Source organism: Actinomadura sp. NPDC049753 (genome assembly GCF_040674655.1).
In the GTDB taxonomy this organism is placed as follows: Bacteria; Actinomycetota; Actinomycetes; order Streptosporangiales; family Streptosporangiaceae; genus Spirillospora; species Spirillospora verrucosospora.
Genome location: NZ_JBFARL010000020.1, coordinates 39,483 through 53,686, shown reverse-complemented (window position 1 = coordinate 53,686; position 14,204 = coordinate 39,483). Strand labels below are relative to the sequence as shown.

Genomic DNA, 14,204 nt, shown 5'->3' with positions numbered 1-14,204 from the left:
CCGTACTCAACGCCGAACCGTGACGGTGGCGACGCCGCAGGCGGGCAGCCGCACCGTCATGGTGCCGTCCCGGACGGGCAGCTCCGCCGGGTCACGCTCCAGGCCGCCGCTCAGCAGGGCGCCGGTGGCGCCCGGAACGTGCAGGCCGGTCTCCACGGGGCCCGCGGCGAGCGACTGGAGCCGGACGGCCAGCCCGTCGCCGTCGCGGGCACGGCCCACGGAGGTGACGAGCACGTCCGGGTCGTCCACGCGCAGGAAGGTCCCCGATTCCGCGGCGGGCATGTCGCCGGTGGCGAGGGTGGCGACGAACGGGTCGGTGATCCCTGCGGCCGTGCGGGCGCCGAGCCGCCGGCCCGAGCCCGCCGCGCCGGAGGCGAACGCGTACCGGAACGTGGTCTCGCCCTGCTGCTGGGACGGGAAGTTGGTGTCCCAGATGTTGTTCAGCGCCCACGAGTAGACGGTGCCGTCCTCGTTGTCGAGCGTGGGCGGGAACGGCGCGTAGGGCATGTGGATGGAGCCGAACTGGACGAGCGGCGCCTCCAGCGTCGCCCAGGCGACGGTCAGTCCGGGGTCCTCGAAGGCGACCCAGTGGCGGATCGGGCGCATGTGCTCGGCCGATCCCGGGACGCTCGGGACGCCGGTGCCGCCGACGCCGCCGGTGAGCTCCCACGCGGCGGGCGGGCCGTCCACCGCGAACGGGAACGCGAAGAAGACCGCCTCCTTGGCCGCGGTGGGCTGCTTGCCGAGCTGGTAGCGGACGTCCACGCGCGGCACGCCCGCGTACAGGTCGATGGTCGTGCGCAGCCAGTCGACGCCCTTGCCGTGCAGCTCGACGACGAGCCGCTCCCCCGCGGGCGTCCGGCTGCACTCGGTGACGGTGGCGTGGGTGGCGACGGCCCGGTCGCCGAGCATCGTCTTGTCGTGCACGAGCATGTGCCCGGACATGTGGTTGAAGTGCGGCGCGGTCGCGTACCGGTCGTAGACGTACTGCCCGAACCCGGCGACGGAGTCGGAGTTCACCAGCTCGCGGCCGGCGGTCTTGTCGAAGACCGAGCCGATGTGCCCTTCCCTCAGGTCGTAGACGACCCGGTAGAACTCGTTCTCGATGGTGCCGTCGAAGCCGAGGTCGACCGGCTCCGGCGCGGCCGTCCCGGCGCGGACCACGTCCACGCGGACGTGGCCGTGGCCGGGGACGTCCGGCACGACCGCCTCCAGGTGGCGGCCGATGGGGCGGGTGGGCCACTCGTCCGGGTCGACCTCCTCCTCGCGGTGGGGGACGGGTTCGCCGGTGCGGGCGTCGACCAGCGCGAGGGGGACGTCCACGGCGACTATGTCGCGGGGCAGGAACGCGCGGGCCACGTCCGTGCGGGCGGCCGTGCCGGGGTTGACGACGAGGAACGACGCGAGCGCGTCCGGCGCGGCCCCGAACGTCGCGCCGATCCGCCGCGCGCCGGCCTGCAGCAGGTCGAGGGCGTCGTCGTGGGCCTGGTAGCCGACCTGGGACTTGCGGGTCCACTGCAGGCCGCCGGAGTCGCCGCCCTCCTCCGCGTCCTCCCACGGGTTGGCGGCGCCCCAGGTGTGCTCGTCGAACAGCGCGGCCCGGTCGTAGGCCTCGTCGATCGCCCTGGTGGCCGAGAGGGACGCGCCGGCGCCCTCGCCGCCGCGCTCGTCGGCGAGGGCGTGCAGCGTCTCGGCGGCCCGCAGGACGTTCTGCGCCCGGCGCACGTAGCCGAGCGGCCGGGCGCCGGAGCCGAGGCCGTCGGCCCACCAGTCCGTCCAGTCGCCCTCGTGGGTCTGGAGCCGGTCGCCGTGGTGCTCCTCGACGTACTCGAAGAAGTCGGCGTTGGTCGCCATCCGCAGCCGCGGGTACGCCCAGGTCTCGTTCCACCGGTGCGCGATGTCGGCGGGGACGATCGACGGCCCGGCGTTGTCGGCGTGCGCGCCCTGCACGCGCAGGTGGACGGCGTCCAGGAAGTCGGGGTCCTTGGCGGCGCCGACCTGGCCGGGCGCGGCGTACCAGCCGAACGTGCCGGGCCCGTAGGGGTAGGGCCGGTCGGCGAGGGAGCCGAGGTAGCGGGGCAGCAGGTCCTCGGCGAGGTCGTAGCCGTCGACGAGCCCGACGGTGTTGCCCTCCATGTAGGCCATGCCGTGCGGGGTGTCGGTGAACCAGACGATCAGCTCGCCGCCGCCCGGCGACCGCCACCGGAACGGGCGGGCGAGCCTGTCGCCGCCCGTGATGTACGGGACGGAGCGCCCGGCCCAGTTGTGCGCGGCGGCGAGGTACCGGACGCCGGCCGCGTTGAGGGCGTCCACGGTCCCGACGACCGCGCCCGGGATGTCGGTGTGCATCGCCGACCGGACCTCGATGCCGTGCTCGCGGCGCAGCTGCTCGACGAAGCGGAGCTGCCGGTACAGCTCCTCGGTCGAGCACGCCTCGGTGTGCAGCTGCATCGGGAACGCGGTGACCTCGATGTCGCCCGCGCGGGCCCGCTCGGCGAACTCGGCGACCTGGTCGTCGGGGCGGGTCGCGAGCCACCGCAGCGCGGGCATGGACGACTCGACCGACCAGCGGAAGCGGGCGTCGTCCGGCCGCCCGTCGGTCTCGCGCGCCAGCCGCAGCGCCGCGTCGAGGTAGTCGAGGTGGTGCCGCAGGACGGTGCCCTGCGTGTCGGTGTAGCCGATGTCGAGGTGCGAGTGGTGGACGACGAAGACGTTCCACTTGCGCTGGGGGATGACGTCGAGCGGCGCGGCCCCGACGAGTCCCCCGGAGTCGCGCACCTCCAGGGTGAGGCGGCGGGGGGCGTCCACCTCGGGGACGAGCAGCGTGACGCTCCCGCCCTCCGCCGCCGCGGACGCGACCCGGGCGTCGCCGTCCTTGAGGACCGCCTCCACCGGCGCTTCGCCGGACAGCGTCAGCCGGACGGCCTGGAGGAGCGCGCCGTTCCCGTCCCGCCTGAACAGCGGCAGCACGGCGGCGCGCACCGACAGGCCGCGCACGGCGAGCACCTCGGTGGAGGTGTCCTGGCGCAGCGCGTCGCGGATCCCGTCATAGTCGGGCGAGCCGAGGCTCGCCTGGAGCAGGCGACTCGTCATCGTTATGCGTCACATTCCTCTCTGGGAGTCCGCCGGGGGTTCCAGGGGGCCGCCCCCCTGGGCAGACACGGGCTAGAACTGGGCGAGGGTGAGGCCGCGGGTGAACAGGCGCTGCGTCGCGAGGAAGATCGCGACGGTCGGCAGCGAGACCACCAGGCCGGCGGCCAGCGCGATCGGCACCGGCGTCCCGGCGTAGACGTCGGTGGTCAGCGCGGACAGTTCGGCCCACACGGGCCGGACGGTCGGCGACTGCGAGAGCGTCAGGCCGAACAGCAGGTCGTTCCAGACGAAGGTGAACTCCAGGATGAACACCGCGGCGAGGGCCGCGGCCGACAGCGGCAGGTAGATGCGCCAGAAGATCCGGAAGGTGGAGGCGCCGTCCAGCCTGGCCGCCTCGAAGATCGACACGGCGACGTTGCCGAAGAAGTTGCGCATCACCAGCGCGGCCAGCGGCACGTTGACCGCCGAGTAGATGATGATCAGCCCGAGGCGGTCGTCGTACAGCGTCACCTTGCTGTAGCCGACGAACAGCGGCACCAGCAGCATCTGGAACGGCACGACCGTCCCGGCGAAGATCACCACGAACCAGGCGAAACCGTGCCGCAGGCGCAGCACCACGATCGCGTACCCGGCGAGCGCGCCCGTCAGGACGGCCAGCGCGGGCGAGACGACGCTGTACAGCAGGGTGCTGAGCAGCGTGTCGCCGACGGCGGTGCGGTCCCAGGCCTGCGCGATGTTGTCGAACAGGCCGATCGAGGACGGCGGGCTCACCGCGTCCGAGGGGTCGTAGTCGCCGGCGGGCCGCAGCGCGTTCGCGACGATCAGGTAGGTGGGGAAGAGCCACACCAGGCCCAGCGCCGCCAGCACGGCGCGGCGCAACTGGAGGAGTCCCTTTCCGGTCATCGCGTCTCCTCCCTGCTCACCTGGCGGCGCAGGTACACGTACGAGGCCAGGCCCGTGACGGTGGTGAGCAGGACCGCGACCGCGGACCCGTAGCCGTACTCGTTGGCGACGAACACGTCCCGGTACATGGTCACGGCGAGGGTCTCGGACGAGCGTCCGGGACCGCCCTGCGTCATCACCCACACGATGTCGAAGTTCTTCAGGCCGGCGACGAGCGCGAGACCGAACACCACGGTGGTGATCGGGCGCATCAGCGGCCAGACGACGTGCCGGAACATCGCCCATCCGGACGCGCCGTCGATGCGGGCGGCCTCGATCGGCGCCTTCGGGATCGACTGGAGGCCGACGACGAACAGCAGCATGTTGACGCCGAGCTGCTGCCACGTCCACACCACGATCATGGCGACGGTGTTGCGGGGGCCGTCCTGCAGGAACGCGGTGTCGCCGCCGGGCATCCCGAACAGGGTCAGGATCTGGTTCGCCATCCCGTCCGGCTGGAGGATGAAGCCCCAGATCACGCCGAGTCCGGCGCCCGACATCGCGTACGGGAGCAGGAACGGCAGCCGGAGCCACGCGCCCCGCTTGAGGTCGTAGGACAGGACGGCGACGAGCAGGCCGAGCCCCACCGGCAGGACGACGGTGCCGACGACCCACAGCAGCGTGTTGCGGATCGAGGTGACGAGCGCGTCGTCCTCAAGGAGCCGCCGGTAGTTGTCGAGGCCCGTGAACTCGGGTGAGGCGAGCCCGTCGTAGCTGGTGAAGCTCAGGTACGCCGTCCACAGGAACGGCAGGTAGAGCAGGACGGCGACGAACAGCACGGCCGGCGATATGTAGACGTGCCGGAACCGGCCGTGCAGCGCGAAACCCCTGCCGGGGCGGGCGCCGGACGCCTTGCGGCGCCCGCCGCCCGCGGGTGGCACCACCGTCAGCTCGGGACGGTCCGCGGTGGCCTTGTGCGTGCCCATGGATCAGTGCGACTTCCAGTAGTCCTCGTTGACCTTCTGGATGCCCTTGAGCACGTCCATGTAGGTCTCCGGCTTGTTGAGGAACTTGTCGAAGCCGCTGAGCGCCTCGGTGAGCACCGGCGCCGGCGCCGCCTCGAAGTAGCGCAGGACCAGGCGGTTGCCGCCCGACGCGGCCTCCTTGGTGACCTTGTCCAGCTCGGGGTCGGCGACCTTCACCTTCGGGTTGCCGGAGACGTCGCCGCGCGCGTTCGCCCACTTCTCCTGCGCGGCGGGCGTGACCCACCACTTGAGGTACTTGGTGCTGGCGGCCGCGTCGGGGGCCTTGCGCAGCGAGCACAGCGGGCCGCTCTCGAACACCAGCGACCGCTTGGGCAGCGCCGGGTCCACGTTCGGGATGAAGAAGAACCCGTAGTCCTCGCCCTGCTTGAGGCCGCGCTGGGTCATGCTCGTGTTGAACCAGGTGCCGTTGACGACCATGGCCGCGTCGCCGGACTTGAAGTGGTCGGCGGGGTCGGCCTTGTCGCCCGGCTTGCTGAACCACCCGGCGTCGATCATCGACTTCCAGCGCTCCATCGCCTTCACGACGCCGGGGTCGGTGTAGGACGCCTGGCCCTTCGACAGCCGCTCGTACAGGTCGGGGTCGGTTCCGGCGAGGATCTGCTCGAACCAGGCGAAGGAGAACAGCGACGTCGGGGTGGTCTGGTTGAAGGGCACCTGGCCCTTCGACTTCAGCGTCCGCGCCGTCTTCTCCAGCTCCGCCCACGTCGTGGGCGGCTTCAGGTCGTACTTGTCGAAGACCTTCTTGTTGTAGAACATCCCCCAGTAGGCGGTGTTCAGGGGGACGCAGTACTGCTTGCCGCCGACGGTGTAGTACTTCTTCAGGTCCTCGGTGAGGTCGCCGCTGCCGATGGCGTCCTGCCAGATCTTCGTGGTCTCGGCGACCTGGTTCTGCTTGACGATCTCTTCCAGGCGCCCGCCGGTCGTCCAGGTGAACAGGTCGGGCTTGACGTTCGTGCGGAACGAGGTCTTGATGAACGCCGTGTAGGTCGGCTCGTCGGTGTAGCCGACCGGCGTCATGCCGAGGCCGGTCTGCTGCTTGCCGAGGGCGCCCATCTGCTCGAAGAAGGGCTTCCACGCGCCCTTGTCGTTGTAGAGCTTGAGTTCGGACCTGCTCCCGCCCGAGTCGCCGGACCCGCAGCCGGCGGCGAGCAGCAGCGCGCCCACGGTGAGCGCGGTCACCTGGAGTCGCTTGGACGGCACCATGGTGAGCCTCCTTCATCGGGCGGCGATGCCCGATCGGGGTGGTCGAAGGATGGAATCGGAGAAGGGTGAACCGGCCGCGCGGCGCTCTCGCCGGCGGCGGGGAGGCGGCCCGCTCAGGCGAGCCGCTGCTCGATCACGTGCTTGACGTCGGCGAGGTGGGACCGCATGAGGGACTCGGCGTCCCGCTCCGCGCCCGCCTCGATGGCGGCGAGGATCGCGGTGTGCTCGTCGAAGTCGCGGACGCGGTCGTCGAAGATCCGCTGTATGGCGCGCTGCTCGGAGGCGTGCACCGACAGCAGGGAGTCGATGACCTCGCAGAGCACGGAGTTGCCCGCGACGCCGGCGACCTCCCGGTGGAAGGCCATGTTCGCCTTGTGCAGGCGGGCCTCCGCCTCCGGCTCGTCCGTGCCGAGGTCCGCGCCCGCCTGGTCGAGGAGGGCCCGGAGCAGCTCGATGTCGGCGGGCCGCGACCGCCGCGCCGCCCGTCCGGCCAGCGGCGGCTCGATGAGCAGCCGCGCGTCCAGCAGCTGGAGCAGCCGGTCGGCCTCCAGCTCGCGGACGTTGGGGTTGGGGATGACCACGCGTTCGAGGTCGGCGCCCACGTAGATGCCCGAGCCGTGCCGGAGCTGGATCGCCCCCGTCGCCTCCAGGCGGCGCAGCGCCTCCCGCAGCGTCGGGGTCGTCACCGCGAAGCGCTGGGACAGCTCCCGCGCGGACGGCAGCCGGTCGCCGGCGCGCAGGCCGCCGTCCCTGATCAGGTCCAGCATGCGCTCCGTGAGGGCGTCCGCCAGGCTCGGCCGGGCCACATCCTGTGACATCGCCACCTCGTTCCCAAGACGTAAAGTCATCTAATCACTTAGCGATTGGCGTGTCCACCCTCCCGGAGAGACATCGCCGCAGGACGGCGCGCTCCTCCTCGAACGCGAGCCGCCCGAGCCGCGCCGACATGATGCCGTCGAAACCGTGGCAGGCGCCCGGCACATGGTGCAGCTCCGTGGAAACCCCGGAGACGATCAGCCGGTGCGCGTAGGCGAGCCCCTCGTCCCGCAGCGGGTCGTGCTCGGGGACGAGCACGTAGGCGCGCGGCAGGCCGCTCAGGTCCTCGGCCCGCGCCGGGGCGGCGTAGGCGGGGACGTCCGCCCGCCCGCCGAGGTAGTGGCGCCACATGTGCCGCACGTCGCCGCTGTTGAACAGCGGCGGCTCGGTGAACGTCCGCATCGACGGCGTGGCCATCCGGTCGTCCAGGACGGGGTAGAGCAGCATCTGGAACACCAGCGGCGGCCCTTCCTCGTCCCGCGCCCGCAGCGCCACTGCGGCGGCCAGCGCCCCGCCCGCGCTCCCGCCGCCGACCGCGACCCGCCCCGGGTCGCCGCCCAACTCCCCCGCGTGCTCGTGGGCCCACGCGGTCGCGGCGTAGCAGTCCTCGAACCCGGCCGGGAAGGGATGCTCGGGCGCGAGCCGGTAGTCGACCGAGACGACCGCGATCCCGTCCTGCCCGGCGAACTCCAGGCACCGCTCGTGCTCGTTCTCCAGCCCGCCGGTCACGAACCCGCCGCCGTGGAAGTACACGAGCACGGGCGCCGGCGTCTCGCGCGGCCGGTAGACCCGCACCGGGACCCCGCCGGGAACGAGCCGGTCCTCGACGACCACCCTCTCGTCGCCCACGGGGCGGGCGAGGGCGCGGACCAGATCGTTCATGGCGGCGCGGGCCCGCACGGGATCCGCGAGCCCGACATAGGGCATGCCGTCCAGCGCGGCGGCGAGTTCGGGGTCAAGGGGCATGGTCGGCACCTCCGGAGGGGGCGAACGGGACGCGCCCCCGGGCGGGAGGTCACCCGGGGGCGCGGGAAGCGGCACCGCCGTGGACGGGACGACGGCACCGCGGCTTCGGGCTAGCCGGAGACCGGCAGGTTGATGTAGCGGGCCCGGTAGATGCTCACGTCCCGGTAGTTGTCGTTGGCCGGGCCGTCGGTGGCGTCCAGGCTGTTGACGTTGTAGGAGATGACCAGCGTGCCGCTGGACGAGAGCGCCGCGTGCTGGTGGGCGTTGTAGGTGAAGATGTCCGGGTCGCCGTAGGAGCCGAAGGGGCCGGTCTCGGGCGTCTTGTACACGGTCTGCTCGCCGCTGAACGGCCCGGCCGCCGAGCACGACAGCCAGACGTCGATCTCACCGCCGAAGGCGATGTTCGCGTCCTGGTTGACCATGATGTAGTGCGATCCGCGCTTGGTGACGCTGAACTCGTTCGACACCCCGCTCATCAGCCGCACCGAGTCCGTCTCCGTGGACGACCAGCCGCTCGCGGTGCGGTACTGCCAGGCGCCGCGCAGGTCCGTGCCGCTGACCCGCGCGACGCGCAGGTACTTGGTGTTCACCTGCGTCTGGGGGTCGGTGTAGTCCTCGGTGCCGTAGACGTAGGTGTAGCCGCCGTCCCTGAGCAGCGCCGACCCCCATTGCACGCCCGACGCCGAGGGCATCGCCTGCACGGTCGGCGCGGCGAGGTTCCCGCTGGGGAACCGGGCGAGGACGTTGTCCTTGAACTTCATGTCCCACCCGGTGCCGTTGCTCGGGTCCGGGTCGTAGTACTCGCGGTAGAGCTGCTGGACCTCCGACCCGCTCTGGGTGAGGTCGCCCGCCCAGTACCAGTGGGCCGGCTGCGCGGGCGGCATGACCGCCTTCGGGTCGGCGGCGGTCCCGCCGTGCACGGTGGTCAGTCCCCCGCCCGTCCCCTGGACGACGAACGAGTTGTTGATGAACGGCGTCGTGCCGCCCTCCTCGACGACGACCGGCCGCGACCCGTCCGCGTTGACCTTGCCGAGGAAGGTGTCGGAGTAGGCGTAGACGATGCGCCCGTCCGAGAGCTTCAGCGAGTACGTCGTGTCCGCGCCGGTCCAGTCGTCCAGCAGCGTGTTGCTGTTGCCGTAGGACGTGAACTTGCCGTTGAGGGCGGTGTTCTGCGAGGCGGTGCCGAAGGTCGGCGCGGCGTTCCCGGAGCACGCGGGGCCGGCGGCCGCGCGGCCGAGGGCCTTACCGCGCCCCTTTCCGGGGCCGTGGCCGTGCGTGTCGGCGCCGGCGGGCGCGGCGGGCGCGGCGACGAGCGCCAGGACGGACGCGAAGACTCCGGCGCGCCGCCGCCACCCCCCGCGAACGGAGGAGGGGCGATCGGGAGAGAAGGGAGAGGGAGGGACGGACGCCTGCATGGAAACCTCCGCGAGGTCACGATCACACGGTCCTCGTGCGCCCCACATTTTGAGTCATCAAATGACTTGGTGTCTAGGTCTTTTAGGAGATTTCCGGCAGTGCGGCCGGATTGCGGGCCAGCAGGCCGCCGTCCACCCGGTGCTCGGCCCCGGTCACGAACGACGAGCGCGGCCCGGCGAGGAACGCCACGACCTCGGCGACCTCCGCGGGCGCCGCGACCCTCCCGAGCGGATGCGCGCGCCCCCATTCGGCGACCTGCGCGTCCTGCTCCCTGTCGCCGCGGAACAGGTCGGCGGCCCAGCGCAGCATGGGAGTGTCGACCGACCCCGGGCACACGACGTTCGCGCGGATGCCGTCGGCCGCGTGGTCCAGCGCCACCGCCCGCGTCAGCGCGTTGATCGCGGCCTTGCTCGCGCTGTAGGCGGCGACCCGGTCCTGCGAGACGAACGCCTGCACCGACGACACCGTGACGACGGCGCCGCCTCCCCGGCGCCGCAGCTCCGGCACGGCGGCGCGGCAGGCGAGGAAGACGCCCTTGACGTTGACGCCGAGCACCTCGTCCCACAGCTCCTCGGACGTCTCCTCGACCGTCCCGTACCGCTGCACGCCCGCGCACGTCACCAGCACGTCCAGGCCGCCGTACCGGGACACGGCCTGCCCGACCAGCCCGTCCATCCGCGCGGCGTCGGTCACGTCGGCGACGGCGCCGGCGACCTCCAGCCCCTCGCCCCGCAGGTCCTCCTCCGCCCGACGGACCTCGTCCTCCCCGATCCCGCAGAACACCACGGCGGCGCCGTCGCGGGCGAGCCGCTCCACCACGGCCCGCCCGATCCCCAGCGACCCGCCGGTCACGACGGCGACCTTGCCCTCGAACTCCCTCACGTGCCCTCCTCGATGACCGCGGCACGCAGCCACAGGCTCCGCCGCGCACGCGGTTCCAGCGTCAACGCGGTGCCGTTCGCGACGGCGGCGGCCAGCCCGTCCGTCGGGTATCCGGCGAACGGCTCCAGGCCCATCACGTACGCGCGGCCCCACCACGGATGCCCCGTGGTCGCCCCGAACTCCTGCCACAGCCACAGATGAGGCAGGACGTCCACGTCCCAGCGCACCCGCATCCCGAAACCGTCCGGGTCGACGACCTCGTAGCGGCCCTCCTCCAACCCGGTGAGATAGACGATCTCACTGGGCACCCCGGCCTCGGGCACCACACCGAGATCGACGACCTCGCCGTTCTCCCCCGGCACACGCGGCCAGGCATGCGGCCCGTGCCCGCTCACCCGCCGCCCGCCGGGACCGATCGCCGTCTCGTGCGGAACCACGACGGCGCCCTCGGCCACCCTGACCCGGTGCCCGGGCCGCAGAAACGGCGCCCCGAACACGATGTGGTGCCCCCACATCGCCTCCAGCGCCACCCCCGACTCGTTGACCAGCTCCTCCTCGACGAGGAGCTCGGCCTCGCCCGCCTTCAACCGCAGCGTCTTGACGACCCGCAGCGGCATCCGCCGCCCCCGGACGGTGAGCCGGACCGCGACCTCCCGAGCCTCGTCGACCACGATCTCGGAATCCCACGGCAGCCCCGCCACCTCCCCGTGCTGCGCGAACGCCGCCCCCCGATACGTGCTGGGCGCGCCCCCGTTGGGCAGGACCTCCTGCCACCCGCCCTCGTAGCCGTCGAGGAACAGAGCGACATCATCGCCCGCTCCCCCGGCCACATCCCGCGGATCGCGCAGCCCATCAGGGGAAAGCCACACGAAATCCATGTCGCGCGGCTTGAAGCAGAATTCGGCGACGTCACCGCCCTTGCCCACGAGGACGGTGACCCGAAGCAGCTCGTTCTCCAGGACCAGGGCCTCGACCCCCGCCCAGACGATCTCGTGAACGCGGGCGCCCCAGTTGCGGGACGGCCGATGCCGGCGCATCAGCTCCAGTTCTCCGCGCCGCTGAAGGCGAAGTGCTCCCCCGCCCGGTACCGGGGCCGCGGCTGGTACTCGTTCACGCCCGGGTCGCCGCGCAGCAGCAGCGCGGACGGGAACGGCAGCGGCTCCTCGGTGATGCGCGTCGAGGTCGGGATGTACCGGATGGTCAGCCCGCACCGCCGGTACGGCGACTCGTTCGCGTTGCTGCCGTGCATGATGTTCGGGTGGTGGACCTCGACGTCGCCCGGTTCGAGGACGAGGTCCACGGCGCGCGACTCGTCCACGCCCACGGCGCTCTCCACCCCGAAGACGGCCTCCGCGTCCTCCCGCTCCCGCACCTCGTGCAGGACTTCCCTGTGACTCCCGGGAATGACGCGGAGGCACCCGTTCTCCGGCGTCGACCGGTCGACGGCGAGCCACAGCGTCACCACGCGCATCGGTTCGAGCGGCCAGAACGCCCCGTCCTGGTGCCACAGCACGGCCTTGCCCGTGAAGGGCGGCTTGGAGATGTAGGCGGACGCGAACAGGGCGATGTCGGGCCCGATGAACCGCTCGGCGACATCGAGAAGCCGCTCATCGGACACCAGCCGCACCCAGAACGGGTCCCTGGCGACGAGCTCGGTGGAGAGCTCCTCGCCGGTCCGGTCGGGATGGCGGGCCTCCAACCAGCGGACATGCTCGTCCGCCTCCGCCACCAGTTCCGGATCCAGGACGTTCCGGAAGATCGCGTACCCGTCCTCGTCGTAACCTCGCAGCGGGTCGTGCATGGGGCGTCCCTTCTCGATGAAGCGCGACACCCCGAAGTCTTAGTCATCAGATCACTTGTTGTCTAGATGTATCGTGACCCGCCATGCGGAACCGGATCGCCCTGATCGGCGAATGCATGATCGAACTGAGCCATCTCGCCCCCGACCGCCTGGCCGTCGGCTACGCCGGCGACGCCTTCAACGTCGCCGCCTACCTGGCCCGCACCGCCGCCCCCGGCACGGCCGACGTCCAGTTCGTCACCCTCGTCGGCGACGACCCCTACAGCACCCGGATGCGCGCCTCCTGGGAAACCCACGACGTCGGCTCCGATCACACCCGCACCGTCCCTGGCGGCCAGGCAGGCCTCTACCTCATCCGCACCGACGAGGGCGGCGAGCGGACGTTCCACTACTACCGGTCGCAGTCGGCGGCCCGCGGCCTGTTCGGCCCCGCCCACCCCCGGGACATCGACGACGCGATCGCCGACCACGACCTCGTCTACCTGTCCGGCATCACGCTGTCGATCCTCAGCCCCGACGCTCGCGGAAGGCTCCTCACCGTCCTGGACGAGACCCGCCGCCGCGGCGGCCGAGTGGCCTTCGACACCAACTACCGCCCCGCCGGCTGGCCCTCCCCGGCGGCCGCCTCCGAAGCCATGTCCGCCGTCCTGACCAGGACGGACATAGCCCTCCCCACCTTCACCGACGACCAGACGGTCTTCGGCGACCTGACCCCGGCCGACACGATCAGACGCCTGAGACAAGCCGGAGTGACCGAGATGGCGGTCAAACGAGGCCCCCAAGGCTGCGTGATCGCCGACACCATGACGAACCTCTCGATCCCCGCCGTCCCCCACGTCCAAGTGATCGACACCACGGCCGCAGGCGACGCCTTCAACGGCGCCTACCTGGCCACCCGCCTGACCGGCGCCCCGCAGCAACAAGCAGCCGAAACCGCCACCACCCTGGCCGCCCAGGTGATAACCCACCGAGGCGCCCTACTCCCCCCGCGCCAAACCCGCCCCCCAGCACACGAAACGAGCAAGACAAGCCCCACCCGAGAAGCGACCCACTAGGCAAGCGAAGCACGGCACGAGCGAAGCAAGGGCCAACCGCGAAGCGAGCCGCAAGGCGAGCCGAAGCGCCAGAGCAACCCCCCAAAACCCGCACCAGAACCCACGCACGGTGCAAGCGAAGCGAGCACCACCCGCGAAGCGAGCCGCTAGGCGAGCCGAAGCGCCACCGCAACCCCCCACCACCCGCGGTAGACCCCCGCAGACGGGCCCCACCGAAACCCCCCGCTCCGCACACATCACCAGCCACCACAGCACCCCGGACCAAGGGTGACGGTCGCGATCGCGTCCGAAGGCAGTTTCGAGCGAAGCAAGAAACTGATCGCGCAGCGAGCCGCAAGGCGAGCCGGAGCGATGCAGCGATCGCACGCGGTGCGTTGGGTTGGGGCGCCCCAGGCGCCCCAACCCAACGCACCGCAAATAAACACAGCGCGCCGAAGTCTCGATGCACGGCTCGTAGGCGGTAGTTTCGATGGCAGCGGGACCATCCTGCGAGGGAGTGACGTGACCGAGGAAACCGCTGCAATGCCGGCCAGTACGAAGTTGTCCGTCCGTGACGTGGTCACGGTGAAGCTGCCTGCCGCGAGTGCCTACCTGTCCGTGCTGCGGACCGCGACCGCGGGCCTGGCGGCCAGGTTGGACTTCACGCTGGACGAGATAGAAGACCTGCGCATCGCCGTTGACGAGGCGTGCGCGATGCTGCTCGCTCAGGCGGTGCCGGGCACCGACCTGACGTGCGAGTTCGAGCTGACCGGGGAGGCGATGCGCATCTCCGTGTCGGTCCTGACGGTGGACGGTGAGGAGCCGAGCCGCGACACGTTCGCCTGGACGGTGCTGTCGTCCCTGGCGGGCGAGGTGGACGCCAGGGTGGGCTCCGACGACCGGGTCACCGTGACGCTGCAGAAGCGGCGCGGTGCGGCGGGGGCCCCGTGACGGAGAAGACGACGACGGAGCAGACGACGGTCGCGGGGGCGAGCACCGAGCGTTCGGACAGCAGCGCCGTCCCGGACCGGGCGCGGGCGCGGGCGCTTTTCGAGCGTCTCGCGC

Annotated in this window: 12 protein-coding genes; 2 read left to right on the top strand and 10 right to left on the bottom strand. The window is 71.7% G+C overall.

Annotation, left to right across the window (positions count from 1 at the left end):
• Positions 1 to 6: 6 nt before the first annotated feature.
• From AB0K37_RS08295 to AB0K37_RS08250, 10 genes are all read right to left on the bottom strand, one after another.
• Positions 7 to 3,093 carry a glycoside hydrolase family 38 C-terminal domain-containing protein gene (locus AB0K37_RS08295; RefSeq protein WP_363976702.1) on the bottom strand — a complete coding sequence of 1,029 codons (3,087 nt, stop codon included), beginning with the start codon at positions 3,091 to 3,093 and terminating at the stop codon, positions 7 to 9.
• A gap of 72 nt (positions 3,094 to 3,165) precedes the next feature.
• Complete coding sequence (locus tag AB0K37_RS08290; RefSeq protein WP_363976699.1) at positions 3,166 to 3,996, bottom strand: carbohydrate ABC transporter permease; 831 nt, start codon at positions 3,994 to 3,996, stop codon at positions 3,166 to 3,168.
• Positions 3,993 to 4,961, bottom strand: a complete 969-nt coding sequence (locus AB0K37_RS08285) for a sugar ABC transporter permease (protein WP_363976696.1) — start codon at positions 4,959 to 4,961, stop codon at positions 3,993 to 3,995. Before AB0K37_RS08285 ends, AB0K37_RS08290 begins: the two co-directional genes overlap by 4 nt.
• A 3-nt stretch (positions 4,962 to 4,964) precedes the next feature.
• Positions 4,965 to 6,224 (bottom strand): extracellular solute-binding protein, encoded by a 1,260-nt coding sequence (locus AB0K37_RS08280; protein WP_363976693.1) that lies wholly within the window; start codon positions 6,222 to 6,224, stop codon positions 4,965 to 4,967.
• 113 nt (positions 6,225 to 6,337) lie between these two features.
• Positions 6,338 to 7,042: an FCD domain-containing protein gene (locus AB0K37_RS08275; RefSeq protein ID WP_363976690.1), complete on the bottom strand. Its 705-nt coding sequence runs from the start codon at positions 7,040 to 7,042 to the stop codon at positions 6,338 to 6,340.
• A 34-nt stretch (positions 7,043 to 7,076) separates the two neighbouring features.
• A complete protein-coding gene (locus AB0K37_RS08270) occupies positions 7,077 to 8,006 on the bottom strand; it encodes an alpha/beta hydrolase (RefSeq protein ID WP_363976687.1) in 930 nt (309 codons plus the stop codon).
• Positions 8,007 to 8,116: 110 nt separating this feature from the next.
• On the bottom strand, positions 8,117 to 9,421 hold the full coding sequence (locus tag AB0K37_RS08265; RefSeq protein ID WP_363976684.1) for a DUF4185 domain-containing protein: 1,305 nt from the start codon (positions 9,419 to 9,421) through the stop codon (positions 8,117 to 8,119).
• Positions 9,422 to 9,503: 82 nt separating this feature from the next.
• The gene (locus tag AB0K37_RS08260) at positions 9,504 to 10,304 is read right to left on the bottom strand and encodes an SDR family oxidoreductase (RefSeq protein ID WP_363976681.1); all 801 of its coding nucleotides are present in this window, start codon (positions 10,302 to 10,304) and stop codon (positions 9,504 to 9,506) included.
• On the bottom strand, positions 10,301 to 11,341 hold the full coding sequence (locus AB0K37_RS08255) for a DUF4432 family protein (RefSeq protein WP_363976678.1): 1,041 nt from the start codon (positions 11,339 to 11,341) through the stop codon (positions 10,301 to 10,303). Before AB0K37_RS08255 ends, AB0K37_RS08260 begins: the two co-directional genes overlap by 4 nt.
• Complete coding sequence (locus AB0K37_RS08250) at positions 11,341 to 12,135, bottom strand: phytanoyl-CoA dioxygenase family protein (RefSeq protein WP_363976675.1); 795 nt, start codon at positions 12,133 to 12,135, stop codon at positions 11,341 to 11,343. Before AB0K37_RS08250 ends, AB0K37_RS08255 begins: the two co-directional genes overlap by 1 nt.
• A gap of 53 nt (positions 12,136 to 12,188) precedes the next feature.
• Between AB0K37_RS08250 and AB0K37_RS08245 the strand changes: the two genes are divergently transcribed.
• Together AB0K37_RS08245 and AB0K37_RS08240 are read left to right on the top strand one after the other, a co-directional pair.
• Positions 12,189 to 13,160 (top strand): sugar kinase, encoded by a 972-nt coding sequence (locus AB0K37_RS08245; protein ID WP_363976672.1) that lies wholly within the window; start codon positions 12,189 to 12,191, stop codon positions 13,158 to 13,160.
• 501 nt (positions 13,161 to 13,661) lie between these two features.
• Positions 13,662 to 14,090, top strand: a complete 429-nt coding sequence (locus tag AB0K37_RS08240; protein ID WP_179843572.1) for an anti-sigma factor — start codon at positions 13,662 to 13,664, stop codon at positions 14,088 to 14,090.
• The last annotated feature ends 114 nt before the right edge of the window (positions 14,091 to 14,204 follow it).